Source organism: Melghirimyces profundicolus, from assembly GCF_003054245.1.
GTDB classification, from domain to species: Bacteria; Bacillota; Bacilli; order Thermoactinomycetales; family DSM-45169; genus Melghirimyces; species Melghirimyces profundicolus.
The window spans coordinates 1-25,709 of sequence record NZ_QBKR01000024.1; the positions used below are offsets into that span (position 1 = coordinate 1).

25 protein-coding genes and 1 pseudogene are annotated in these 25,709 nt (G+C 48.1%); 16 read left to right on the plus strand and 10 right to left on the minus strand.

From position 1 onward, the window contains the following. A partial coding sequence (locus C8P63_RS14885; RefSeq protein ID WP_245920938.1) for an enoyl-CoA hydratase-related protein occupies positions 1-501 on the plus strand: 501 nt, incomplete at its 5' end. 253 nt (positions 502-754) lie between these two features. Here C8P63_RS14885 and C8P63_RS14890 read toward each other — a convergent pair. After that, positions 755-1,279, minus strand: a complete 525-nt coding sequence (locus C8P63_RS14890) for a M81 family metallopeptidase (RefSeq protein ID WP_108025495.1) — start codon at positions 1,277-1,279, stop codon at positions 755-757. Here C8P63_RS14890 and C8P63_RS14895 point away from each other — a divergent pair. Next, positions 1,161-2,123, plus strand: a complete 963-nt coding sequence (locus C8P63_RS14895) for an MlrC C-terminal domain-containing protein (RefSeq protein ID WP_281258732.1) — start codon at positions 1,161-1,163, stop codon at positions 2,121-2,123. The genes C8P63_RS14890 and C8P63_RS14895 overlap by 119 nt on opposite strands. Positions 2,124-2,282: 159 nt before the next feature. Continuing rightward, positions 2,283-3,035, plus strand: a complete 753-nt coding sequence (locus tag C8P63_RS14900; protein WP_108025444.1) for a sodium:solute symporter family transporter — start codon at positions 2,283-2,285, stop codon at positions 3,033-3,035. Positions 3,036-3,722: 687 nt separating this feature from the next. Here C8P63_RS14900 and C8P63_RS14905 read toward each other — a convergent pair. From C8P63_RS14905 to C8P63_RS14925, 5 genes are all read right to left on the minus strand, one after another. Beyond that, complete coding sequence (locus C8P63_RS14905; protein WP_170109694.1) at positions 3,723-4,949, minus strand: NRAMP family divalent metal transporter; 1,227 nt, start codon at positions 4,947-4,949, stop codon at positions 3,723-3,725. Between the two features lie 20 nt (positions 4,950-4,969). Beyond that, positions 4,970-5,659 carry a DUF2848 domain-containing protein gene (locus tag C8P63_RS14910; protein ID WP_245920941.1) on the minus strand — a complete coding sequence of 230 codons (690 nt, stop codon included), beginning with the start codon at positions 5,657-5,659 and terminating at the stop codon, positions 4,970-4,972. 110 nt (positions 5,660-5,769) lie between these two features. Then, complete coding sequence (locus C8P63_RS14915) at positions 5,770-6,555, minus strand: carbon-nitrogen family hydrolase (protein ID WP_108025447.1); 786 nt, start codon at positions 6,553-6,555, stop codon at positions 5,770-5,772. Beyond that, complete coding sequence (locus C8P63_RS14920; protein WP_108025448.1) at positions 6,556-7,236, minus strand: GntR family transcriptional regulator; 681 nt, start codon at positions 7,234-7,236, stop codon at positions 6,556-6,558. It abuts the gene before it with no gap. Between the two features lie 561 nt (positions 7,237-7,797). Next, positions 7,798-9,351 (minus strand): sigma-54-dependent Fis family transcriptional regulator, encoded by a 1,554-nt coding sequence (locus C8P63_RS14925; RefSeq protein ID WP_170109695.1) that lies wholly within the window; start codon positions 9,349-9,351, stop codon positions 7,798-7,800. Positions 9,352-9,520: 169 nt separating this feature from the next. Between C8P63_RS14925 and C8P63_RS14930 the strand changes: the two genes are divergently transcribed. The 4 genes from C8P63_RS14930 to lpdA all read left to right on the plus strand — a co-directional run bounded on the left by C8P63_RS14930 (position 9,521) and on the right by lpdA (position 14,274). Continuing rightward, positions 9,521-10,534 (plus strand): thiamine pyrophosphate-dependent dehydrogenase E1 component subunit alpha, encoded by a 1,014-nt coding sequence (locus C8P63_RS14930; protein WP_108025450.1) that lies wholly within the window; start codon positions 9,521-9,523, stop codon positions 10,532-10,534. Beyond that, on the plus strand, positions 10,534-11,565 hold the full coding sequence (locus C8P63_RS14935; protein ID WP_108025451.1) for an alpha-ketoacid dehydrogenase subunit beta: 1,032 nt from the start codon (positions 10,534-10,536) through the stop codon (positions 11,563-11,565). The genes C8P63_RS14930 and C8P63_RS14935 overlap by 1 nt, the downstream gene beginning before the upstream one ends. A gap of 82 nt (positions 11,566-11,647) precedes the next feature. After that, the gene (locus C8P63_RS14940; protein ID WP_108025452.1) at positions 11,648-12,853 is read left to right on the plus strand and encodes a dihydrolipoamide acetyltransferase family protein; all 1,206 of its coding nucleotides are present in this window, start codon (positions 11,648-11,650) and stop codon (positions 12,851-12,853) included. Positions 12,854-12,858: 5 nt separating this feature from the next. Next, positions 12,859-14,274: a dihydrolipoyl dehydrogenase gene (gene lpdA / locus C8P63_RS14945; protein ID WP_245920943.1), complete on the plus strand. Its 1,416-nt coding sequence runs from the start codon at positions 12,859-12,861 to the stop codon at positions 14,272-14,274. A 67-nt stretch (positions 14,275-14,341) separates the two neighbouring features. Here the strand turns inward: lpdA and C8P63_RS18830 are convergent, their stop codons facing one another. Next, the gene (locus C8P63_RS18830) at positions 14,342-14,674 is read right to left on the minus strand and encodes a hypothetical protein (protein ID WP_146172186.1); all 333 of its coding nucleotides are present in this window, start codon (positions 14,672-14,674) and stop codon (positions 14,342-14,344) included. A 99-nt stretch (positions 14,675-14,773) separates the two neighbouring features. Here C8P63_RS18830 and C8P63_RS14950 point away from each other — a divergent pair. Beyond that, a pseudogene (locus C8P63_RS14950) lies at positions 14,774-15,208 on the plus strand (sigma-70 family RNA polymerase sigma factor); the annotation flags it as partial. Between the two features lie 26 nt (positions 15,209-15,234). On the opposite strand, the gene C8P63_RS14955 reads toward C8P63_RS14950, so the two are convergent. Continuing rightward, a complete protein-coding gene (locus tag C8P63_RS14955) occupies positions 15,235-16,779 on the minus strand; it encodes a recombinase family protein (RefSeq protein WP_108025455.1) in 1,545 nt (514 codons plus the stop codon). Between the two features lie 68 nt (positions 16,780-16,847). Between C8P63_RS14955 and C8P63_RS14960 the strand changes: the two genes are divergently transcribed. Next, positions 16,848-17,000 carry a cell division protein FtsZ gene (locus C8P63_RS14960; RefSeq protein ID WP_108025456.1) on the plus strand — a complete coding sequence of 51 codons (153 nt, stop codon included), beginning with the start codon at positions 16,848-16,850 and terminating at the stop codon, positions 16,998-17,000. Positions 17,001-17,286: 286 nt separating this feature from the next. Here the strand turns inward: C8P63_RS14960 and C8P63_RS20105 are convergent, their stop codons facing one another. Then, on the minus strand, positions 17,287-17,742 hold the full coding sequence (locus tag C8P63_RS20105) for a helix-turn-helix domain-containing protein (RefSeq protein WP_108025457.1): 456 nt from the start codon (positions 17,740-17,742) through the stop codon (positions 17,287-17,289). Between the two features lie 177 nt (positions 17,743-17,919). On the opposite strand from C8P63_RS20105, the gene C8P63_RS14970 reads away from it, so the two are divergent. From C8P63_RS14970 to C8P63_RS14995, 6 genes are all read left to right on the plus strand, one after another. Continuing rightward, the gene (locus C8P63_RS14970; protein WP_108025458.1) at positions 17,920-18,189 is read left to right on the plus strand and encodes a helix-turn-helix transcriptional regulator; all 270 of its coding nucleotides are present in this window, start codon (positions 17,920-17,922) and stop codon (positions 18,187-18,189) included. 307 nt (positions 18,190-18,496) lie between these two features. Further along, on the plus strand, positions 18,497-18,751 hold the full coding sequence (locus C8P63_RS14980; RefSeq protein ID WP_108025460.1) for a hypothetical protein: 255 nt from the start codon (positions 18,497-18,499) through the stop codon (positions 18,749-18,751). A gap of 205 nt (positions 18,752-18,956) precedes the next feature. Beyond that, the gene (locus tag C8P63_RS19215; RefSeq protein WP_170109696.1) at positions 18,957-19,121 is read left to right on the plus strand and encodes a hypothetical protein; all 165 of its coding nucleotides are present in this window, start codon (positions 18,957-18,959) and stop codon (positions 19,119-19,121) included. Positions 19,122-20,310: 1,189 nt separating this feature from the next. Next, complete coding sequence (locus C8P63_RS14985; protein WP_108025461.1) at positions 20,311-21,198, plus strand: hypothetical protein; 888 nt, start codon at positions 20,311-20,313, stop codon at positions 21,196-21,198. A 22-nt stretch (positions 21,199-21,220) separates the two neighbouring features. Continuing rightward, positions 21,221-21,946 carry an ATP-binding protein gene (locus C8P63_RS14990; RefSeq protein ID WP_108025462.1) on the plus strand — a complete coding sequence of 242 codons (726 nt, stop codon included), beginning with the start codon at positions 21,221-21,223 and terminating at the stop codon, positions 21,944-21,946. Between the two features lie 58 nt (positions 21,947-22,004). Then, positions 22,005-22,274, plus strand: coding sequence for a helix-turn-helix domain-containing protein (locus C8P63_RS14995; RefSeq protein WP_108025463.1), 270 nt, complete (start codon positions 22,005-22,007; stop codon positions 22,272-22,274). Positions 22,275-22,646: 372 nt separating this feature from the next. Here C8P63_RS14995 and C8P63_RS15005 read toward each other — a convergent pair whose 3' ends face one another. Continuing rightward, a complete protein-coding gene (locus C8P63_RS15005) occupies positions 22,647-23,387 on the minus strand; it encodes a type II toxin-antitoxin system PemK/MazF family toxin (RefSeq protein WP_108025465.1) in 741 nt (246 codons plus the stop codon). Positions 23,388-24,096: 709 nt separating this feature from the next. Here C8P63_RS15005 and C8P63_RS15010 point away from each other — a divergent pair. Then, a complete protein-coding gene (locus C8P63_RS15010; protein ID WP_108025466.1) occupies positions 24,097-25,680 on the plus strand; it encodes a restriction endonuclease in 1,584 nt (527 codons plus the stop codon). Positions 25,681-25,709 lie beyond the last annotated feature (29 nt).

Genomic DNA, 25,709 nt, shown 5'->3' on the forward strand with positions numbered 1-25,709 from the left:
TTGGAGATGGCCGCCTGGTGCGATATCCGGATCGCGTCCACCCGTGCCGAATTCGGCTGCCTGGAAAGGAGGTGGAATGTCCCCCTGGTGGACGGCGGCACCCAGCGCCTGCCACGGATCCTCGGTTGGGGACGGGCGATGGACCTGGTCCTCACCGGGCGGCAGATCGATGCCCGGACGGCTCTGGAATGGGGGCTGGTCACCGAGCTGACGGAACCGGAAGCGCTGCTGCCCCGGGCCCAGGCCCTGGCCGCGCAGATGGCCGCCTATCCCCAGGGATCCCTTCGAACAGACAAGCAAGCGATGATGAGGGGTTGGGGGTCCACCTTGGAAGAGGGGCTGCGGGTGGAATGCCACTTAGGAATGCCTCACGTTAAAAGCGCGGAGACAGAGGGAGGATTAGCCCGGTTCCAAAAACGCAAAAAAAAAAGGAGGAAAGCTCAGGATGATCGCCGCAGAGTTGATTTATATAAAATGAATTCACAAGGGATATCTGTGTGAGCCCTTCTTTCAAGGCTTTTGCTTGTACAGCAGAGGCCATTTTCATTTATGTCTCATTAGAATAATCAGCCACCCGTTATTATTTGTGACGTATCCCTGAATAAAGCGAGCAAAGACATTCCGTGAGCGGCTCCTATGGTACTGACGGAATGTTTTCATTGTTACTATGATAGCCCCAAAAGGAAGTATCGCCTTCACTTACCACAAAGTAGATAAACGAATGGATCAACTTTCATCCATGACAGGAAGGTTATCATGTCTTGTAGAAGGGATTGGGGATGATTGGCAGGTATATAAGGTGAGTAAAGGGGTGGGTCCATGTCTCCGTGATATTTCCGTGTAGGTCCAGTGTCGCAATAATCGGTACGTTTCCTACCGATTGACGAATGGACTGCAATAAATCTCCTTCCAGATCTTCGATCCCTTCCACCACTCCGGCACCGTGTAACGCAAGACAAATCGCATCCACCTCTCCCGTTTGCAACAACCCGGTCAGCAGTTCCCTCTTCATCTCTTCATACGTAAACCGTTCAATCATCCCTGAAGGACAGGCAAAAGCCGAAAACAAGGGAACCAGTTCAACACCGGATGCCTCTCCTTGGTGAATCATCCCTCCCAAGTAGTCACGCACATCTTCCCACTCAAGACAAGCCCCATTGATCTCGTATCCGCATACCGATTCCTTTGATCGAGGAGTGGAAGCGATTGAAATAGCCAAAGAGATATTATCCGACTGCTTACGACCTGTGATGTACCTGGAACGGCTACCGATGATCATCCCAACGACGACCACGGATCTTTCCCCTGCATTACGGAAATGCACCTTTTTTCACGGTTTTCCTTATACCGACACCAGAGATGTGGGTACCTCCGTACTCGTGATGACAAATGACGATCGTTCTCTGGCGGTTCAAGTTGCCAAAGATGTTTCTCAACAGATATGGAATCGGAAAGAGCAATTCTATCCTTCCTTACCCACGCCAGAGGAGGGCATCCTAGCGCTTTCAGTCGGGGAAAGTCCCGTTTTAATCAACGAAACGTCCGACAATCCGGGAGCCGGGACTCCGGGGGATGGAACCTATTTATTAAAAGCGATGGTAGAGGCGAACGTGGAAAACACCTGTTTTGCTTTTATTTACGACCCGGAGGTTGTGAATCAGGCACATAAAGTGGGCGTTGGATCTATGATCCAGGTGGAGTTGGGTGGAAAAACCGATTCACGCCACGGGAACCCCCTGAAACTCCATGCCTATGTAAAAAGCCTGACCGATGGACGATTTATACGCTCTTCTCCGATGGGAAAAGGATCCTCTGTCAACTTAGGAAAAACCGTCCGTTTACAAGTGAACAACCTCGATGTCATTGTCTGCTCCATTCGAGCCCAGGTGATGGATGAGCAGATTTTTCTGTTGCACGGCCTGGATATCCAACAGAAGAAGCTGATTGGGCTGAAATCCAGTCACCATTTTCGGGCTGCATTTAAGCCATTGGTTCAGAAAATCATCACGGTCGACTCACCAGGCTTGAGTACCTATCGATTGGACAACTTTAATTATCAAAATATTCGAAGACCTATTTTTCCTCTGGATCCGGATGCCCATTATTCTTTTTGGGGGGGTTAAAAGTGAAAATGAGAGCCGTTAAACCGTCTTTCCAAGAGGATCCTCGTTTTCGCCAATGTGAGCGTGAGATGGGGGTAACCGTCATCTACTTTTTTGTCACGACCTTATGTTTATGTGGGTTGGTAGCCATGATCGGCTATAAAGATTCCCCACTTCGTCATGTTCGGTGTGGCTGCGTTGGGTCTTCCACATGCCTCGATTCGTGGCATGACCTATAAGGATAGTAAAACCATGCATCGAGCGATCATCTACAGCTGTACGATTATGGGCCTGTTTACTTTTGGACTTACCATTGTGGGACCGATCACCCGAGTTCTCTATCCCAAAGTGGAGGCGGATATGGCGGTCCCCATATTGATACTCGATCTGATGCCCGGATGGCTTGCCGGCCTGGTATTAGCCGCTCCTCTTGCGGCGATTATGTCGACGGTTGATTCCATGTTGTTGCTGACCAGCTCCGCAATTGTGAAGGATATCTATCTGAATTACATCAACCCAAAAGCCAGCGACCGAACCATAATGAAGCTTTCTTATATGACCACCTTACTGATCGGTGTTCTGGTGGTGCTCTTGTCTTTAACCCCTCCCGATTACGTTCAAATGATTGTTTTGTATGCTGTTGGAGGGCTGGAAGCGACCTTTTTCGCTCCCATTGTTTTTGGGCTTTATTGGAAACGGGCCAATCATTGGGGAGCCACGGCTTCGATGTTGGTGGGGTTAATCTCGTATATCCTGATTGAAAATGCGGCTCCCAATCCATTTGGTATGTTAACCATCGTAACCACGCTGGTCTTATCCATTGTGACGATGGTCGTGGTCAGTTTGATGACACGAAAACCATCACAGGATATCTTGGAAAAATTTTGGGGTAAAACAATGGTGAAGGAACAGGAAAAAGTGATAAACAAGTAATCCTGTAGAATAAACAGATCGAATTCAAGAAGAGCACCAGTAAATATAGAAATAAAATTCGTTGCAGGAAGGATAGTTGAAGGAAAGAAAGCAAGTCGACCTATGGGTCGGCGTGCTTTCTTACTGTAAGGCGGCAATTGCTGACCTAGGTACACAATTTCTGCGGACGGAATCCTTGGTCGCCCTTTCGCGGTTGGTTCAGAATGGGATCGGATCCACGCGGTGACAGGGCTGCCCGCCACCCACTACACTGGAGAACTGAAACAGTACCTGAAAAAAGGCTGAAAGGAATGCATCCGGTCACTGTGAACAGGTTCAATGTCACAATTGAAATTTGGAACGTCAGTGTATTACTGCAGCCGATGGTCCACGTTTATTTATATGATGAAGGAAAAGCCAAAAATCTGGTGGAAAAAGATATCCTGGTGTCGAACAAACCGATTGCCACTGTGAGTCGGTCTGTTCGATCTGGAGAATCAACTTCGGAAGAAGCAAGGGTTGTTCCATTACTCCAACGAAACCTAAGATGTCCGTGGGATGCAGAACGATGTGTTTGAGCGATCGGCCTGCAGCATTATGACCAGCCTGTCACAAATCATTACGCCAGATACAAAGATAAAGTATCTACAAATGCAGGAGCGGTTTGCCCTGTGGCCGGCTCCTTTCAAGGAATCGGAATTCACGGTTTCAACCGGTCCAAAGTTTGGCAATCTCCTGCAGGGAAAACCAACTGGCAATCAGGGTGACGAGCACCGCGACAGCACCGAAGGCGATCATCCAGGTGGGATGATGGTAGTCGCCGATGATTTTTCGGTTACGCGAAGCCAACAGGATGGCCCCCAGCGTGAGTGGCAAAATCAGAGCGTTCAGCGCCCCGACGATGATCAAGATGGTGACCGGTTTGCCGACGAGGGCGAAAATAATAGTGGAAAACAGGATGAAGGCGATGATAATCCAATTGTGGTAGGTCACGATCGACCGATGGAACGACCGCAAGAAGGATACGCTCGTGTAAGCGCTGCCAATGACGGAAGTCAAGGCCGCCGAAAAGAGGACGATCCCGAACACTTTGTACCCGATGTCCCCAAGGGCGATTTGGAATACGGAGGCGGCAGGGTTCTTTTGGTCGAGTTGATGACCGGCGGTCACGACACCCAGTACGGCCAAGAACAGGATGACGCGCATCACGCCCGTGGTCAAAATCCCCAGGTTGGCGGCCCGGCTGACGAAGGAGACGTTTTCTTTCCCCGTGACCCCAGCGTCGATCAGGCGGTGGCCGCCCGCGAATGTGATATATCCCCCGACCGTTCCCCCTACGAGAGTGATCATGGGCAGGAGCAGGGTGCCGTAATGATCAGGGGCTATTGCTTTGACGAGTGCGTCGCCTGCCGGCGGACTTGTCGTAACCATCACGTAACCTACCATCACCAGCATGACGATCCCCAGGAACTGGGTGACGATGTCCATGGCTTTCCCCGCGTCTTTCAAACTAAAGACAATGATCGCGAGAATGCCTGCGATGACCGCTCCCGTGACGGGGGAAATGCCGAACAAGACGTTCAGCCCCAGGCCCGCACCGGCTACATTCCCAATATTGAAGGCGAGGCCGCCGATCACGATCAGGATGGCGATGAGCGACCCGAGACCTGGAAGGACCATGTTGGCCACATCTTGGCCTCGCTTCCCCGATACCGACAGGATGCGCCAGATATTGAGCTGCGCCCCGACGTCAATAATCAGAGAGGCCAGGATCGCAAAAGCAAAGTTGGCCGCAAATTGTTCAGTGAAAACGGTGGTTTGGGTCAGGAATGCGGGCCCGATGGAGGAGGTCGCCATAAGGAAAATGGCCCCCCACAACAACCGTCGGCGTATTCCCGGCCGGAGATTTGATTGGTTCGGTGACTGCATATCCATTCCCTCCTGTCTATTGGCTTTTATTCAATCGGTTTGGCTAAAACGTCCACTTCGTATTGATGGCGAATCACGCGGTCGAGTACGGGATCCCGCATTTCAAATTCATATCGATCCGCGAAGGCGAGGGTGTTGGCCACCGTGTTGATCGTTGCGGAGAAAAACAGATTGCCCTCTTTCGCCACATTCTTTTGTCGGAAAATTTCTTTCCATTGACTCGGGGGCATTAAATCAGCGCAGGTCCCTTTTTGGTATAAGACCCGCTCCCCGTTTGCGGTGACCCAGCATTCCAGTTCAAGACGGTCCCAGTGGTCTTTCACGTCTTTAAAACGCCAAACTTGATCGGCGATCACATTGGGGTAGGCTTGTTTGGACATGGGGACGCTGTAGGTTTCCAATTTACGGTCGGTATGGTCGCTGCCGACCGTTACGAACAGTTCTCCTTCGGCCCAAATGAGGACATATTCGATTTCGCCGCTTGTCTCCCCATGCTGCACTTGGACTCGGTCGGCCACAGTGGGCAGATAGTTGGAGATTGGGTAGAGAGTCGGCGTGGTTGACGGCACCGGTACGCCCAGCTTGGCCAATTCATCAATGTGCTCCTGTACCTTCGTTTGGTCGCTTCCGGCGTACCCGGCGTTGAATACACGGTTTACCGTCACTTCGATGGTTTTTTCGGTTCCTTGCACATTTAGCTTGAGTCGGTTTTTCAAAAGGATTCCCCCCTTTAAAAAATTATTGGAAACGTCAGGACTCCATTCGTGGCAATGAGCTCAACAGGCCCGATCAAAAACACCCCTTGCCAAACAGTAAATTACGAAACCTAATAAAGTTCGGGTACCCGGCTGGAGAAGACGGGGACGTCTTTTCGGATTTTCGAAACAAGATCGAGGGAGATCTCCGCCCGGAGTGTTTCTTCCCGGTCTTCACTTCCCTGCTCCACGATTTTGCCCCAAGGATCGATAATCATCGAGGTCCCCGCAAAATCCACGCCGTCATATGAACCGACGCGATTGCAGGAGACGACAAACATCTGGTTTTCGATCGCCCGGGCCAGTTGGAGGGCGGTCCAGTGATCTTTTCGGGCGGCTGGCCATTCAGCGACGATATGGAGGACCTGGATCCCCTCCAGCGCCAGCTTCCGCACCAGTTCCGGGAAACGCAAATCGTAGCAGATGATCACCCCCATCTTGACGCCTTCCAGCTCGAATACTTCCGCCTTGTTCTTGCCGCCTGACAAATATTTGGGCTCGTCCAGCATCGGCACAAGGTGGATTTTGTCGTATTGATGGACGAGGTTTCCGTTTCGGTCCATCACCAGCGCAGTGTTGTAGTAACCTTTTTCTTTTCTGTTGGCCACCGAGCCGCCGATGATGTGGACATCGTATTCCTTTGCGACCTCCTGTAAAAAGGAGACGGTCGGCTCACCCTGGCGGTCAGCCACTTCATCCAGGCGGGGTAATGTATAGGCGGTTGTCCACATTTCCGGCAGCACGACAATGTCCGGCTTGCCGTTTTTCACCGTATCATCCAGCCACGCTTTCACTTTTTGGCGGTTTTGTTCCGGTTCGCCGGCAACGATATCCATTTGGTAGACCGCGTACTTCATTCAGATCACCTCCGATTGATCATGGATCCAACGAAAGGATCGCTGGGTGTTTTCCAGATGCTGGACCATCAGCTGTTTGCTCCTGGCACCGTCCTTGTTTCTGACCGCTTCGATGATTTCACGATGTTCGTCGATCACTTCTTCCATGCGTCCTTCTTTCATGATGGCCTTGTGGCCGATCAGCCTCGTAAGATTGTATAGTTTGGCAATCATGTTCTCAATCAACCCATAGTTGGCAAATCGGATGATGGCTTGGTGGAATTCCAGATCCAGATCGATAAAAGAGATGTCGTCTCCGGCTTCGATCATGTGCTTCTGTTTCGTGACCAATGTTTCCAAGGCGAAGACATGCTCATCGGTCACCATCTCCAAAAGTTTTCCGATCACTTCACCTTCGATCGCTTTCCGGAGCAAAAATATTTGTTCCACTTCCGATTGGGTAAATTCCCTGACTTTCAGCCCCTTTCTCGGAACGGAAACGAGCAGGTCGTCATGGATCAAGTCTTTGATTGCTCCCCGGATCGGCGTGCGGGAGATGTTTAAAGCATCCGCAAACTCATTCTCCGTATAGTACACACCCGTGGAAAGCTGATTCGAGAGAATCGCCGTTTTCAATTGTCTGTAAGCGGCCTCATGCATCGTCTCCCTCTTGATGGCCGACCCAATATTGATTCCTGACATGTTTACACACCTTTTTAAAATGTATTATGTATACATAATACATGATTCGTAATCAAAAGTGAATTAATAGTTGGATATTTTGGTCTTAGGAATTATTTCCATAGGGGGCTTTTGGGGTCACCGTACCGAAAAGGGTTTTTCTGCCCCCAAAAACCCCGTGAGCGCCAATGGGAGCCTGCACAAGGGATTTTGTGGTTATCACTCTTTGGAAGTCGGCTTTATTCTCACGGACATACGTTTTGCCGGAATCTCATCGATAGGGAATCACCGTTGCAGGTGGTGGTCAGTTGGCCGGACATGAGAGCTTAGAGAGCCGTCGCTATGTCACTCTTGGGGAAAGGGAACGGCGGCGAGCGATGGAATGCATCACGGAGGAGCGAGAGGAGTGGCAGTCGTCGATCTTTCCAGATTCCCTGAGGCCCGCCAGAGCAAAGGGAAGAAGCCGGAAGCGGACGGGGCCGACGGGAGAACCTGGAAAGCCATCTTTCAAAGCAACTTTCGACATAAAAACACTCCAAGTCTTTTTAGGGGTAAATAAAGCAAAATCTATGTCATGGAGGGTTATTTTTGCTCTTTTAACCATCGGTAAAGAGTGGTTCTCGAGACACCCAATATTTTTGCTGCTTTTGAGATATTCCCGTGCGTTTCTTCAAGGGCATTTCTTAAGGCCTTATTTCGAGATTCAAGTGGGAGAGTGGGGGTATCCGGTTCTATGGACCGTTCTTTAATTATTTTCGTAAGGATTAAGGGACTGATGATCTCTTCGTCTACAAATACGCTGGCGGCAATTAAGACGTTTTTTAGCTCACGGATATTCCCGGGCCAATCGTACTGGTAAAGAATATCAAGGGATTCGCGGGTTAATTTTTTCTGGATGCCAAAGAGATTAAAAAAGTATTCAGCCAGATAGGGGATATCCTCTGTTCTTTCTCGAAGCGGGGGTAATTGGATGGGGAGAACAAAGAGCCGAAAAAACAAGTCCTCCCGAAATTCCCCTTTCCGTACAAGCTCCTTCAAATCCTTATGGGTCGCAGTAATCACCCGTGTATCGACTTGGTATTCCTTGTTGCCGCCAACGGGTCGAACCGTTTGTTCCTGAAGATACCTAAGAAGAGCGACCTGCGTATCCAGACTTAACTCCGCCACTTCATCCAGGAAAATGGTTCCTTTATGGGCAGAGCGCAGTTTCCCTGTATACCCTCCCCGTCTGGCTCCGGTAAAAGCCCCTTCCTCGTACCCGAATAGCTCACTTTCCACCAGATGTGACGGTATAGCCCCACAGTTCAGAGCGACAAAGGGACCATTTGCTCTGGAACTGACACGGTGAATATATTTTGCTACCAATTCCTTACCTGTCCCGCTCTCTCCTTGCAAGCTGACCGGATAGGATACGGAAGCGGCTTTTCTGCTGAGTTTCAAGGTTTCCTGAAAGGCTTGACTAGTTCCTATCACTCCTTCAAAGAAAGGATCCTCCAAACTCTTCCGTAAATCCGGTATTACATGAAAACGTTGTTTGATTTTTTCTTCTAGGGAAGCTGCCATCGTGGATACGATTCCCAACAGGTAGGGATGTGATTTCCCAACCGGACCGGAAACATCCAATACACCCACGAGCTCTCCAGTCTCCGTTTTAACGGGGGCTGCGGCGCAGCACCAATCGTGGGAGGAGACGGTAAAGTGCTGATATCCCTCTACATAGATGGGTTTTTTGGTCTTTAAGCAGGTTCCGATGGCATTCGTTCCAATCGTTTTCTCCGTCCATTTCGCCCCGGGGATAAAACGCATTCTTTTGGCTTTATCCATGGTTCTTCGGTGTCCTTCCTGGGTGAGAATAAAACCGTCCGGATCGATCAAGAGAATAATCATCTCATGATCGATTAAAAACGCTTTCAATTCAGCCATGAGCGATTTGGCTTCCGTGATCAGAACATCCAGTTGATTCCGACGTTTTTCCAATTCCTTGGGTGTTAAGACAATATCCGTAGAATCGCGAAAGGGATCCACTTTTAACTCCTTGCATCGTGACCAGGATTCATGAATGACTTTTTCAATTCGGGACGGATCCAAGGTGCCTTCTTGAATGAACCGTTTCCACGTAGATTTTGTCAGACGCATCATAAACCTCCTTTCGATTTTCATTACTGAACAACAGTGAAACAATCTTGAACACATGAACATATGTGTACTATTCAGTTAATTATAAAATGGCAAAAAATAAAACTCTTATCGTTGGCATTGGACTTGCTACAGTGTTTATTCAGACAGATTAAAGGAGGGAGCATGCATGGAAAATACTGAGGTGAAAAAAAGCTCGATCAATAAAGGTCACGGGCTTTGGATGTTCCGTAAGATGGTCCAAATCCGAAAGTTTGAGGACTCTGTACACGATATTTTTGCAAGAGGGGATATCCCTGGGTTTGTCCATTTGTACGCCGGGGAAGAGGCAGTAGCCGTTGGAATATGTGCCCACTTAACGGATCAGGATTTTATTACCTCAACCCACCGTGGTCATGGGCATTGTATCGCAAAAGAATGTGACTTAAAAGGTATGATGGCCGAAATTTACGGCAAAGCCACGGGGCTTTGCAAAGGAAAAGGTGGGTCCATGCACATTGCCGATTTTGAAAAAGGCATGTTAGGTGCCAACGGAATCGTTGGCGGCGGGCCTCCGCTGGCTTGTGGATCCGCCCTTACTGCGAAGGTAAAGGGAACGGATCAAGTGACCGCATGTTTCTTTGGTGATGGGGGAAATAACCAAGGAACCTTTCATGAAGGGCTGAACCTTGCAGCCATTTGGAAATTACCCGTAGTGTTTGTCGCTGAAAACAACGGTTATGCAGAAGCAACTCCCTTCCACTATGCATCCAGTTGTACCAACATCGCGGATCGCGCCCAGTCTTATAACATCCCCGGAGTCATCGTGGACGGAAAGGACGTCGTCGCTGTCTACCAAGTGGCTAGGGAAGCGGTTGAACGTGCAAGGAGAGGGGAAGGACCGACGCTCATTGAGTGCAAGACCTACCGGAATTACGGTCACTTTGAAGGTGATGCTCAAACATATAAAACCGAAGCCGAAACAAAAGAGCACTTGGCTGAGAAGGATGCAATTCAACGTATTAAGCAATATTTGACCGAAGAAGGAATCGCAACCAATGAGGATTTGGAGACGATTGAACAAGAGGTGGAACAAGAGGTCCAAGATGCCATCCAGTTTGCTGAAGAAAGTCCTTTTCCCGCGGAAGATCAATTGCTGACAGATGTATATGTTTCTTATCCGACGGATGGAGGTGTCGCTTAATGACTCAAAAACTCTCATTTGCGGATGCGATTCGTGAAGCCTTGGATCTTAAAATGAGCCAAGATTCCGATGTGATCCTGATGGGGGAAGATGTAGCCGGTGGGGCAGAAGTGGATCACCTTCAGGATGACGAAGCGTGGGGAGGAGTTCTCGGGGTTACCAAAGGTCTTGTGAAGAAATATGGGCGCAATCGCGTCCTTGATACCCCCATTAGTGAGTCCGCCTTAATCGGCTCGGCTGTAAGCGCTGCTTCAACCGGTTTGCGTCCCGTCGCTGAGCTCATGTTTAACGATTTTATGGGTGTTTGCTTTGATCAACTGCTGAACCAAGGGGCTAAGTTTCGGTATATGTTTGGGGGTAAAGTAAAAACCCCCGTCACGATTCGGACGACTCACGGGGCTGGTTTTCGGGCGGCAGCACAGCACTCGCAAAGCCTGTATTCGATGTTCACCTTTGTTCCCGGCTTGAAGGTGGTCGTTCCCTCAACGCCCGCGGATGCCAAGGGGTTACTTATTGCAGCCATCGAAGACGATGACCCGGTTATTTTCTCTGAGGATAAGACGCTTTATAACATCAAGGGTGAAGTCCCTGAAGGGGAGTATAAGATCCCGCTCGGAAAAGCGGATATCAAACGGAGCGGAAGCGATCTTACCATCGTGGGAATCGGAAAACAGGTTCATACGGCATTAAAAGCAGCGGATGAATTGGCCAAACGCGGAATTGAAGCAGAAGTGGTAGATCCGCGGAGCCTGTCTCCGTTGGACAGTACGACCATTTTGGAATCCGTGGAAAAAACCTCCCGTCTTGTTGTCGTTGACGAGTCGAACCCGAGGTGCAACGTCGCAACGGATATTGCCGCCATGGTGGCAGATCAGGGCTTCGACTTTTTGGATGCTCCGATCAAGCGCGTTACCGCCCCCCATACCCCAGTTCCTTTTTCGCCGACCCTGGAAGACCTTTATCTTCCCTCGTCGGAAAAAATTATTGCTGCGGTTGAAGAGATGGTCGGGGAGACATTGACGACAGCTTAACAGAAAAGCCTCGAAAGGACGGAAGGGGGCGAAAAACCTTTCTGTCCTTTCGAAATCACTTCAGGTAAGGGAGGCCGAACCTATGGCAACGGATATTGTCATGCCGAAACTAGGAATGTCGATGGAAGAAGGTACGGTGGTTGAGTGGCTTAAAAACGAGGGGGAACGGGTGGAACAAGGGGAACCCGTTGTCACGATCAGCTCTGAAAAAACGGAAATTGAGGTGGAGGCACCCGATTCCGGGATCTTAACCATTGTTGTTCCTCAAGATGGTGTGGTTCCTGTTTCTGAGGTGATCGGACGGGTGAGTGCTGAGGGAGCAGTCGTTCAACCAAGAAACGGAGAAACCATCAATGAAAAAAATCAACACTCGGAAAAATCCACTACCCAAAAAACTCCCATCTCCCCGGCTGCACGTAAATTGGCCAAAAAAGAAAAAATCGATCTCTCCGGTATCCAAGGAACCGGCCCTGGAAATCGGATTACAAAAGAAGACGTTTTAAAGGCCATCGCGAACAAAAAAGAGGCAGCAGCCACTCTTGAAACATACCATCGCCAAAACGTTAAAACCGCCTCGGAAGAAATCCGGGAAGTTCCGGTTTCGGGGATCCGGAAAGTGATTGCCGATCGCATGTTTCAAAGTCTGCAACAATCTGCCCAGTTAACCCTGCATACGGAAGTCGACGTCACCGAGCTGGTACGTGTACGGCAACAAATGAAGGAAGATATTGCCCAACGATTTGGCGTGAATTTAACCTACAACGATTTTATTGCGCGGGCTACCGTTTTGGCGCTTCAAAACCATCCCCAACTGAATGCAAAGTGGGATGAAAATCAAATCATTCAGTATGGACATATCCACTTAGGAATTGCGTTTTCGACTAACCGCGGTTTAATGGTTCCCGTGGTACGAAACGCCCAAGAGAAATCATTGATTCAGTTGTCGCAAGGGATTAAATCTCTCACCTCGGCTGGGAAAGACGGATCGTTGTCAATGGACGAGTCGAAGGGCAGCACCTTTACCATAACCAACTTGGGATCTTACGGTGTGGACGAATTTACACCGATTTTAAACCCCCCCGAAGTTGGAATTTTGGGTGTAGGGAGAATCAACGAAAAGCCCGCCATCTATGATGGTGAAATTACGATCCGGGCATTGATGAAGCTAAGCTTGACTTTTGACCACCGGGTTTTAGACGGTGCACCTGCAGCCGAATTCCTTCAGGAATTATCGTCGTATATTGAAAATCCTTACCGGTTAATTTCCTTTGAGGATAACAGGGGTTGAGACAAGTGAAAAAAGACATTGTCGTGATCGGTGGGGGGCCAGGAGGTTATGTCGCTGCCATACGAGCGGCTCAATTCGGTAAAAAAGTCATGATCGTCGACAGAGAAGGGTTAGGGGGAACTTGTCTTACCCGTGGATGCATTCCCTCTAAAGCCCTGATTACTGCGGCGGATCGGTTGGAAATGATCCGCCATTCTTCCCAACTTGGTATTGACGTCAATGGAGACATCACCGTGGATTTAAGACGGGTGGTGGAATGGAAAAACGGTCTAATAAAAAAGCTGACCAGTGGAGTTGCGTCTTTGCTTAAAGCCAACCAGGTTGAAGTTTGCTCCGGGACCGCAACATTCATCGATAATCAAACCATTCAAGTAGATGCAGAGGGTCAAAACCATCAGTTTGAATTTGATCATTGCATCATTGCAACGGGGGCAAAACCCGCTGAATTGCAAATACTCCCTTTTGATGGCGATAAAGTGATCTCTTCGACAGCGGCCTTACAGTTACAATCCGTACCGCAAAAACTTCTGATCGTCGGTGGAGGATATATCGGCTTAGAACTTGGAATCGCTTATCAGAAGCTAGGGAGTGAGGTTACCATCCTCGAAGGGTTGAGCCAGGTGCTGCCGGGAGTCGACCCCACTCTGGTTCGGGTGGTGACAAAACGTCTGAAACAGTTAGAAATAAACGTTAAAACCAATGCAAGGGTAACAGGCGGCAATACCGATGGAGATGAAGTAGAAATCCAAGCTGCTATTAACGGTTCTGAGCAACGTTTTCGTGCTGACAAAGCATTAGTTGCAGTTGGGCGAGTTCCCAATACCGATAATTTAGGCCTTGAGAACACCCGTATTGAAACCGATAAAAAAGGGTTTATTCGCGTTAACTCTCAACTGCGTACGACGGAAAACAATATTTTTGCTATTGGCGATGTTACCGGTGGACCCTTACTCGCCCACAAAGCCAGTTTCGAGGGGAAAATTGTAGCGGAAGTAATCAACGGGGAAGATGCAGAGGTGGATTACCATGCTATGCCTTATGTCATCTTCAGCGATCCTGAGATCGCATATACGGGTCTGCAGCCTGAGGAAGCTGAAGAACAAGGGTACGATCCGGTGGTCAGCCGAATGGCTTTTCAAGCCAACGGTCGGGCTCTTACGTTAGGTGAGGACTCAGGTTTTGTTCAAATTGTATCAGACAAACCAACTCAACAAATCCTGGGTGTTCAAATTGTAGGTCCGGAAGCTTCAACTCTCATTTCAGAAGCGGTTATGGCCATTGAAATGGGGATGACCGCTGAGGATCTCGGGTTAATGATTCACGCCCATCCGACATTGCCAGAAGTGCTTCAAGAAGCTGCCGAAGGAGTTATGGGTCAAGCCATCCACATGGTTAATAAAAATCCAGCTTTAAGTCGTTAGGGAGAATTACCTTTGAAGGCAGTGGTTTGGTGTGGTGTTCGGGCCATCGATTGTACGAAATTGATGGTCACGTTGTTATTGTGAGTATTTGGGACAAAACAGCCTCAACTCCACCTAACAGTCTTGTGCTAAAAGAATGTGAAGTACTGGGTAGTCTGGCAGAAGGTACTTTTAAGGTTGAAGTCCTGATATAAAATTTCAATCCATAATCATGGCTTTGAGGAGTTAGCAAGCTACAAAGAACAAATAAAGGTTCATGATAAACCCAGTTAGAACCGTCTTCAAGGTAAAGTGAGCCCGGATATGAAAGGGCAGGGTCAGCCCCCATTCCCGAAAAGGGAAGGGGTTGTTTTTTATTCTTATTTAACTGCTTTTGTGAAAATCCCATCAGTAAAACCAAAAAATGGATTCCTTCTCCAGTACAGGCACACGCCCACCGTCCACTTCATATGCTGATAACACCTGTTTTCCGGCAGCTTAAAGCGGAGGTGACGGCGGGATGCCCGGTTTGTTCACGACCCTTGCTCTGCTGTTCCGCGAAGTGGCGATCTTTGTCGCGTACATCAAAAATAATGCCTTTCCTCAGCCCCTGAATGAGAAAGAGGAGGCGGAATGTCTCAAACGGATGGCGGGGGGCGACAGGAAGGCCCGAAACGCCCTGATCGAACACAACCTCCGATTGGTCGCGCACATTTGCAAAAAGTTCGAAAACACCAGCGAGGACACGGAAGATTTGATTTCCATCGGCACCATCGGCCTGATCAAGGCCATTGAATCTTACCAGCCCAACAAAGGGACCAAGCTGGCCACATACGCCGCCCGTTGCATTGAGAACGAGATCCTCATGCATCTCCGTTCCCTCAAAAAAGCCCGGAAAGATGTTTCCCTCCAGGATCCCATCGGTACGGACAAAGAGGGAAATGAAATCACCCTTACTCTTTATCTGTTCAGGATATAAAATTAGATCTTCGGATAAACCACCAGGATGAACTGATCATTCTTCTGCCACGATTCTTTCCGGTATAATGCCTTCTCCAATACGCTTTTCAGTAGCGTATTTTTTTGTTTAGGATCATCCAGCTCAGGATAGATTGCGAGAACATGTTTTACCCGGGGGATAATATTTACTTTGGCCTGTTTCCTCTCTTCTTCCATCGCCAGTTCCTCGATGTTTTCTTCCAATGCCTGCCGGCAGCTTTCCATTTTCTCTGCCACATGTTTGGAGCGATCCAGATAGGTTTCCTCGTCGTATATACCCCGTTCCAGTAAGTCGTGAAGGCGGCCTTTTTGGGTCTTCAGATTCTCAATTTCCTGCCTTAGGTTTTGAATGGCAACCTTTTTGAGTTCAATGATGTGTTCGGAGTTATCATTTGGCCTTTTTTCCAGGTCCCACTGAAGTTCATAGTCGTTAAGCCATTTGCGCAAAACTTGAATCAGCCGTTCTTCTACATAAGCAAAACGTGTGCTCTTATTACGGCAGTGACGGTTATAGCACATCAGATGAGCCTGCTGCTTCGTGTACGGACGGTAAACCATTGATGTTTCGCACATATCGCATTTGATAAGTCCTGCCAATGGGTTAGTAATGCCACTTACCAGCTGATAAGGGACATGGTATTTGCGCTTGAGTATATCTTGTGCCTTCTGATATATCTCCATAGCGATCAGTGGTTCATGTTTGCCGGCTACATCGATCCATTCTGCCTGTGGGCGGGTTTTGGCTTCCCGGCGTTTAAGCGGATTGGAAGGTTTTCGGTACTCTTTTTTCTTCCATTGGATCCGGCCAGCATAGACGGCATTTTTGATAATAGCGAGGACAGAAGCACTGGTCCATTTCTTCCCGGTATATGAGCGATAACCTATACGGTTGAGCTCATTGGCAATTTTGTTGGACCCTTTTCGCTTTTGGGGATCCTCGTGGGTGTACCACTCAAAAATCATTTTGACGACGGGAGCCTGGTCGGAATCAGGGACCAGATACCGGCCACGCTCATCTTCCTGGATTTGGTATCCGTAAGGAGGGCGTGTTCCGATGTAATTCCCTTCTTCCACGGAACGGATCCGGCCACCTTGCAGGCGCCGGGTAATAATCTTTAATTCCTTCCTGGCCATGAAGGCTTCAAACTCCGAATACTCTTCGTCCCACTCGTCTTGTAAGTTGTATGTTTTCCGCGGGGTCACAATTTTGGTTCCGCTTTTTTGGAATGTCTCCAGGATTAATCCCTGCTCCTGCATGTTTCCTCTGCCCAAGCGATCCATATCCATAACTAGGACGGCATCATATAACCCGGTCTCCACATCTTTAAGCAGGGCCATCATTTCCGGGCGATGGATGAGGCTTTCACCGGAGGCGATTTCCTGCCGGATCTTCACGATATTTAAGTCCTGTTGCCTTGCCACCGTAAGTAGCGCCTTTTTATGCTTCGCCAGCGTTTCCCCTTCCCCTCGAGCTTCTGCCTCTATATCGGCGCGGCTTTTTCTCAAATACATACAAACACGTTCCATAGCATCACCCCAATGCAATGTTAGTCCATGTGTCCACCCTGCATATGGTGGAACAGAGGTGAGGGAGTATGAAGGAAGAGGATCATACAGCGACGTACCGGTTTGGCGGCACCACCATTTATGTGGTAGCACCCAATATCTCGGAGGAGGAACGGAAAAAACGCTTGGAGGAAATACAGCGGATTATCTGGTCACTCTGGATTGAAAAGCAATCAGAGTGACTTTTTTATGTTTTCTCTCTAATAACTTCATAATAGCCCGAAAAAGAGATCGTGACAATTAGGATGGTGTTCGGTATAACGATAACAAATATTCCTATAAAACGATTCTCTAAAATAGGAAATATAACCAAGCTCGTGAGCCACCCGGTTTTAAACGGGCGGCACTGTCAAACGTTCTCAGAGCAGCACTTACCATACAAATATGTATATAGCGGGCAAGGAACCAACCGGAAAAAATGTGTAAATTTGAGACGCATTTGCATGCTCTTAAACCACATCCTAAAAGTTAATGTGCGGAAGAATTAGATGAATCTCCCGAACCACTTCTAAGGGATTCAATCTTGTTAAGCAATTCTTTCAGATCGTGAATGATCTGCATCTGTCTCTCTTCCGGCAGACTTAACAATGTTAATACATCAATTCCGTTAATTACGGGATTTTGGCCTTCCTGAACCTCTTTATACAACTTAACGGCCTGCCGCCATTTGGGATCCTTGAGATCGATACCCTGGATAATTTCTCTGAGCTCCTCATCAAAGGACTGGGCGGGGTCATTAGTGCGTCCCAACAGATAATCGGTAGAGACTCCAAACAAATCAGCCATCTTTTGAAGCATCTCTGTATCCGGTTCACTTCTGCCATTTTCGTAGTGAGAATATCTTGCTCTTGAAATATCCAGGGCTTTTGCTATATCTTCCTGGGTCCGTTTTCCGCGAAGGGCCTTTAATCGCTTTCCCAGCATATCCCTTCCTCCCGTTTCATTTTCTCTTCAGCTTAACCTAATATTAATTATACGATACATTTTTTATCAATTCTTTGTATGATAAGAAATGTATCAACAAGTAGTTGACGATAAATTTTGTATCATGATATGATTGGTATGTGATAAATTTTGTACCTAAACGAGGTGACAACCGTGATGCGGCAACATCTTGTTCAGCAAAGAAAAAGAAGGAAGCTAACTCAAAAGAGTGTTGCGAAGATGCTTGGCTTATCTGAGGTTTATGTCCGTAAGATAGAAAAAGCCCATTGCAATCCGGGACGAAAAACGATGATCAAATTCGAGAAATTATACGGGGTGAGTAGCAGAGAACTTTTTCCGGATCTTTTTGACGTAATTATTGATACAAAATGTATCAATAAACGATCCCAAGGAGATGATTCCAATGTCCGCAACCAAGCCGGTTAACCAATATGATGCTACTTATTTTATCGGGAATGCAACGATCTATGTTGTGGCACCTCGGATCTCGTGGGAAGAGCGGCAGAAACGGCTGGACCATATCCAGAGAATCAACTGGATTCTGTGGGACGCGATGCAGAGTAACTACCAACTTCACCTACAGACTAACACATAAACAGGGTGCTTCACGGTTAACGCGGGGGCAGAGAAAGATGGGGATTGGCAACGTTTTGAGAGAATCCCGGTGGGGACAAGTTTTCACAGCAGGAGCTGTCATTGCAGATACCGGCTTCCCAGGAGGCGGTCAGTAGCTATGAAACCAGGGAGGGCAGCCATCCCGAAGGATGTGGCAAGAAGGCTGGTCAAGATTCTGGATGATCCGCGTTTCGCTTTTGAGATTGCCAGCGAGTATACAGGATGTGCTTGGATGAGATGGCTGGACGGGATGGATTTCCATCAGTCGACAGTTAAGGAGAAGGCGCTTGAAGCTGAAGGAGGCGATTCACAGATACGGAACACCAGTCTGGCCAATCGGCCAGAGCAGGCCGACCCGAAGAAGTTGGAATAAATCCGTAAGGTCATAATCGAGAGCATGGATGTCATCGTCTGCCTTAGTCATCTGGTTGCCGTCCTCTGTAGGTAGTATCGGTTCTCTTGGACCGGGGTTTGGGAGGAGCATCGAAAAAAGGCTGAGCTAGGTTATATCAAAGATAAAAAGCACTCTGAAACCGGAAGCTGATCAGATAACAACCCATTGAAAGGGGTGATTCAACATGATCCAGGGTGTAAAGCTGATCACAGGTTACTTTGATGAACAGGCAATGATCCGCGTGGTTTTTGACAACGGCGCTGTGATCATCGGGCCAATGTTGCCGACAATGGCGGCGCTCTTAAGAATAGGCATTCACGATCCGATGCAGAAAAAAAGCCCGACCTAAATTTAGTGGGCAGATAAAAGACTTTTGACCACCCCTAGCATAACACAAACGTAGTGCTAGGGAAACCAATGTGATGCGCCATGGGGTGGATTATGACACCATTCCTGGCACACCGAAACCCACGAAACCAGGAGCAGAAAGGTTGCTACGGGTGTTCGGGCTGGGTCACCGGGTGGTTGTGCAGCGGAGAGAGAAGACTGGGACACCGGATTTTGCTACTACAAGTACAAGGTAACGGTTGTGAAAACCTATTCCACCCACGAGATCATTGTGGCTGAATGCGAGGGATCGACCAATAGCAAGGAAAAACGCTACCACAGCCAGGACGTGTTCACTGTCGTCAACACCCTTCAGAAAATGGCACAAAAACGGGCGCTGGTGGGGGCGACATTGGACGGAGACGTGTGGCCGACTCACCCAGGACGTGAAGGATATGGACCTTGAACAGTTGCAGCCGTTTCCAACTACCCGAAAACAGAACGGAAACGGACGGCAGGCCGCACCAAAGGACCATAATGCACCGGTTTCTGAGAATCAGAAGAAAACTATCTTCACCTTGCCAAGGGTAAGGGACTGGATGACAACCAGGTAAAAACGTTGGTGTAAATATACGGCCGAAAAGACAGCGTGAATGACTTGGAAGCCAGCGATTTGATCAGTACGATCCAGCTGATGGAACCGGAAGATCTTTTGGAACTTACAGGTACTGAGAAATGACCCGGGATAAGATGATCCGGGTGCTAGAAGGCAGGAAATCCCTGCTTGGCTCTTGATACCGTACCAGATGACCTGCTGACACGACTATATTAGCCTGACCCTGGGGCCAGCGTATGGGGAGGAAAGAGCTGTGATCCAGCAGGCGGATATCTTGAAGGAATTAGCTAGGTACCCCAATGTTACGGCAAACGAACTGCATTAATAATTTGTAGAGGGGATATTTCCCTACTCCCGACCGGAACAATGTGCACCCTCGCTTTAATCTGGTACAGGCCGGATTAGTTAAGCGGTGGACAATAGAATCTACAAAATTTCTGGAAAGACTTGTGCCGTTTATGCACCGGTTTCAGACAAAGAGCTGGCTATGGAACAGAGTGTCTTAAACCTGTAAAAACATCTATCCGGATGGTTCCGGGATATTCCCGGAATTGTCCGGAACCATATTTACCAATGAAACGGGTAGGTGACATCCATGGCAGAACGCCGGATGATCAGCAAAAGTATCAGCGTATCGGAGAAGGTCAATTCAATGTCCCTGTTTGCCCGATTGCTTTTTACCTGGATGATCCCCCATACGGATGATTTTGGCCGCTTACCGGGTTCTCCCATGAAAGTGCGTGCTCTGGTGGTGCCTATGGCAGACGAGGGCAAGGAAGATGTAGAGCAAGCGATCCGGGAGATGGTCGGGCGGCAAATTATCCAATGGTATGAGGTGGATGGAAAGCAATATATTCAATTCGAAAACTTTGACAAGCATCAAACAGGATTGCACAAGCGGACGAAATCCCACTTTCCCGCTCCTGAAGAAGGGAGTCCGGTCATCTGTCAGTCCGATTCCGGGAAGGTCCGGGAAAGTCTGGGAGGTTCCGAAAAAATCCCCCATGAACAGAACCGAAATGAACGGAACGGAAAGGATACAGAACAGAACCAACGACGAACGGAAGGGAATACTGAACCAAAAATAACGGATGGTTGGTCGGTGGATTCTGCCTCCAAGACAGGGGATGTGCTTCAACGGATTGAGCAGCATTTCATCCAACGACGGGGATTGGGAACAATACCGAGTGCTTCCGATATCCAGTCCATGCAAAATTTATTGGATGACGGTTTCACTTTTGAGGAAATCCGCCAGGGGATTGATCATGCCTTTGAACACTACAAGCCAAAGTATAAAAAAGATGGAATCAAGCACTTTGCCTACTGCGAAACGGTCATCCGGGCTTTAAACGCAAAAAAACAGAGTGAGGTGAATAGCTGTGCAGTCAGCGAGGAATTTATTGGACGAAATCACAAAGCGCATCCAGCGGCTGAGATCGGAAACGGCTACTACGACCAGTTCCCGGGACTTTTTGGAAACTGAACGCTGTCCCAAGTGCCAGGGGATGGGGTATATCACGGATGTGACGGGCTGGAAAGTTAGAGGAAAGTGTGAATGCCTGGTAAGACAGCATACCCGGGAACGATTGAAAGCGGCGATGATCCCCGAAGAGTTTAAGGGGGCCTCTTTTAACCGCTATAAACGGGAGAACGCAGTCCAGCGGGCGATGTACGATGCGATGGTTGCCTACCTTCAAGATTTTAATCAAATCCAAAACACCCCGCACAACAGTATAGGCTTTATAGCAAGATATGGGGAACAACGCCTCAAGGCGCTAAGAAGCTTTGAGGAACGGAGGCAGATGAAGACCAAGCATAACAATTTCGGAATGGGGAAAACCCATCTCCAGATTGCGGCGGCCAAGGAACTGATCAAGCGGGGAAAGGCGGTTCTGGTGGTCTCCGATGTGATGCTGATGGAAGAATTGATGCAAGCCAAGCGAGTTGATGGAGTGGAACTCAACCGGATTCTTGGTGCGGTGATCCAGACGCCCGTTCTGGTATGGGATGACATTGGAAAGTCTAATCCTTCCGACCCACGGCGGTCTATGTATTTCCAGATCATTGATGAGCGGTACAAAGCCCAGCGACCGATTCTTTTCAGCTCCAACGAAGATCCCGAGACCCTGGAAGATCGAATCGGGCATGCGGCCACCTCCCGCCTGTTCGGTATGGCCAGGGGCAGGGTTTATCGAGTGGAGGGGCCGGACTGTAGGCTGGTTGGAAGCTAATGGGACAGAAGGCGGGATCAGGAGTAAATAAGCAGAGCAAGGTGCCCTTGGATAGAGCATCAAACCCGAAGCGCAAAAAGCGGAGGCAGCGAAGTATCTCAAAATCCCGAGACAGACAATGTATAAGCTGGCTCAAGAGGGAATGGTACCAGGACGAAAAGTGGGGCGTAAGTGGAGATTGGGGATGGCAGATAACGGTACTGGTCGAATTATTGGAGTTGCTACACCTTTGCTCTTGCTGGTTTTTAAGGAGGTAATGGTTCACTGTTCCGATAAGTATTTTAAGCAAACTACCCAGGAAGGAATCGTCCAGGCGGGCGACAATTGAACCGCTCAGAAAGGAATCGCCCAGGCGGGCGACAAGCGAACCGCCCAGGAAGGAATCGCCCGGGGAAAAGTAGTTTATCTGGATCAAAAGATTTCTCAAAAACTAGAGAGATCCAGAAAGGCTAACGAAATTGGAAAAGCAATTGAACAGGCTTTAGCACATAAGGAGCAAGATAAAAATAAAGAGCTTCCAAGTAAAAGAGAGCTGATGGAGTTAGCTAATTGTACTGACCACATTGTACGACAAGCTCTGAAAATTATTGAAGAAGTAACTGAAGAACAAACAGGATAAATAAAGACGGCCCATTCCTGGAGGGAACTCCTCCAGTTTTTTAGGCAGGAGCCTGACAAAATGATGGAACTGTGAGGAAGGTCACTGAGTTTTGGGCCTTACCAAATCAATTAGGTATAATAAGAAAAAATATGTGGAGAGTGAAGTATGTCTGAGCTTCTTGCAGCCGTTTATAGGATCTTTATCAGCACTACTTGGAGCATATGTTGGGGGGGGTGATGGCCTTATCGGGCGGTGGAGGTGGGAATATTGCTCAGCGTGATTGGCGAATAGTGGCAATCGCTTCACATCATCTCTTATTTCGTGGTAAAGTATTTTCTCACCCAGTCCCAATACACGAAACCCTTCATTGATTCGTTCCATTTGTGGTTGAACCAGGCTCACATATTGAGATGGCCCTTTGGGGCCTGCTTTGTGTTTGGTTTTGCTGATCCATTTGCGACTAATTGTCGTGATTTGATCCATCATAATGACAGTTTGAGACTCCAAAAAACCGACCTGACCGATATTGAAGGTTGTTTCGGTCTCCACAGTGGATTCGTCTTTAAAGCTCGTGCAAGGGATGACAACAATATGATCCCTTCTCCGGTGCACATTCCATACAATCGCATAATGAAAGTCGTTAATTTCAGAACCCAACCCCGCAAACCGCACTAAGATAATATTTCCTCGGTCAATTTCCGGCCAGAAGTTTTTTTCTCCGCGGTCATCCTTCTTTGCAGATAAAACGTAATTCTTGATCCGCTTGAGCGTATCTTCCCGATTCCTACCTTCAGCGTTGGTTGTGGTATCGTCAGTTATTAAAGATATATCTCGAACAATTTCGTAAACGTAGGCTCATCTGACATTTTCTCAACGAAGTTTAAAAACTGATTTTAAAAGCTCTCAGAGTAATTTCTGATCTTATCCAACGGATTGAAAAAATCGGGTTTATCACGTACCTTTTCTAGAAAAGTCAAAAAGGTGTTTAACACATTTAACGGCCTCCTTGGTCACAATGGGTACATTTAATTATTCGTAGAGTAATTTCAAATTAAGGTCTACTTTAATGGAGAGTAAGAAGGGCACGTCTCCGCCTTGCATATAACCCCCGATTCTTATGCAGCCGATCCCCCATCAGATCGGCTTCGCCCCACCGCTGGCACGGGTGTTACCGATGATCCTGCACAAAGACGGGTCGATAACGTAAGAATCTCTCTTGGAATACAAAAACGCCGCATCCCTTGTCATGTAAGGGATAACGGCGTTTTTTCATGGAGGCCGTAACGGTTTATGTAACTTTATTCCCCGCCCTGCGATGCATAACGTATACAAAACCAACGAGCTAAAAGGCTAGATTTCCCTTCCTCCATTCCTGGAGAACCATCTCTACTTGGAAGCCCATAATTCCCGGTTTCTTTTAACGATGGATGAGAGTGCTCTCCGCCCGGGAATCCATGGAAGTGTATGAGTTGCTTTTTGACCTTAAATCAACAGAGCTACGCGAATAAAAAAGTAGCAAGTACCAACTTTGAACCTCGGAGTGATTAATGTGTCCCGAAAATATTTTTATTACCTTACCCTTTCCAACGACTATTTGGGCAAAGTTAAGGAGATTAAAGGAGCTAGTCCCTATGAAGTCGATCTGAAGGCAACGGAACAACTCAGAAAGTGGCATGAACAGGAGATGCGGGAACGCGAACGGGAGCGGATCCAAGATCTTAAAGAACAAGCAGCTTTCGATACTGAGCGAGCTCAAAAACGGCTGAGTGAGTACCAAAACATCTTGAACGCTACGTTGGACGTGGATGACCGGTTGGATTGGTCTTCCTTAGAGAAACATGATGCCTACCCTGCATTTTCTTTTACTCAAGAAAAACCGGAAAAACAGAAGGTTCATCAGGAGCTGGGTGTTCCAAAAGAAATCAAATGGTTGGAGTTCCTTCTCCCATTTATCAAGTCCTCCAGGCTGAAAAAGCAAGGAGAGGCCGATGAGATGTTCACCTCCCGCTTGGAAGAATACAAGACGGCTTACCAGTCTGCCGAAGAAAAACATGAGGAGAAGAAAAAGGAATACGAAAGGGAATTGCTAGAGAATAACCAAGGTGTCAACCAATTTCGTTTGGATTTTGAGTCGGCTATCCCTGAAGCTGTCGAGAAGTATGTCTATATGGTGTTGGAACACTCCCAATACCCAGAGGGACTGGAATTAGAATATGAAGTACAGTTTTTTCCCGAAACCAACGCGTTGGTCGTAAATTGTGAGCTTCCTGGCACGGATGATCTCCCTTGTACCGTTCAATATAAGTTTGTCGCTTCTCGTAAAGAAGTAGATGAAATCCAGATGAAGAAAAAGGAATATGAAGCCTTCTATGACACGGTCATCCACCAAATTTGCTTGCGGACTATCCATGAACTGTTCGAGTCCGTCTATATCCCAGCTTGTAAAGTTATCGTCTTTAATGGTTGGGTACACGGTATAGACCGACGGACGGGTAACGACTTCCACTCTTGCATTCTCAGCTGCATGGCTAAACGGGAAGAGTTTGAATCCTTAAAGCTGGATCGGGTTGACCCCAAGGAGTGTTTCCGTAAGCTTAAAGGCATCTCCGCTGGAGCTACCTTAGCTGAACTGGCGCCCGTACAACCCCTCATGGACTTGAATCGGGATGATACCCGATTCATTGAGTCACAGGAGGTTTTAGCGAAAATTAATTCAAAAACGAACCTGGCTACCATGGACTGGGCCGAGTTTGAACACTTGGTACGGGAACTCTTTGGACTCGTCTTTGCTGGTGAAGGAGAGGAAGTGAAAGTGACCCAATCGAGCAGGGATGGCGGGGTGGATGCCATAGCCTTTGACCCTGACCCCATCCGTGGTGGCAAGATCGTGATCCAAGCTAAGCGATATAACAACGTTGTCCCTATTGCCGCGGTACGTGAGCTGAATCAAGTGGTAACGGATGAAGGAGCTATCAAAGGTATCCTTGTCTCAACCAGTCATTTTGGATCTGATTCCATTGCATACGCGAAGGATAAACCGTTGAAACTCATCAATGGGAACGAGTTGGTCGGATTGTTCCAGCAATATGGTTACGCCGTAACCATTCGGACGCAATCCTCACGTGGTGTCTAAGTATGGGGTACCTCCAGCATTTCAATCAA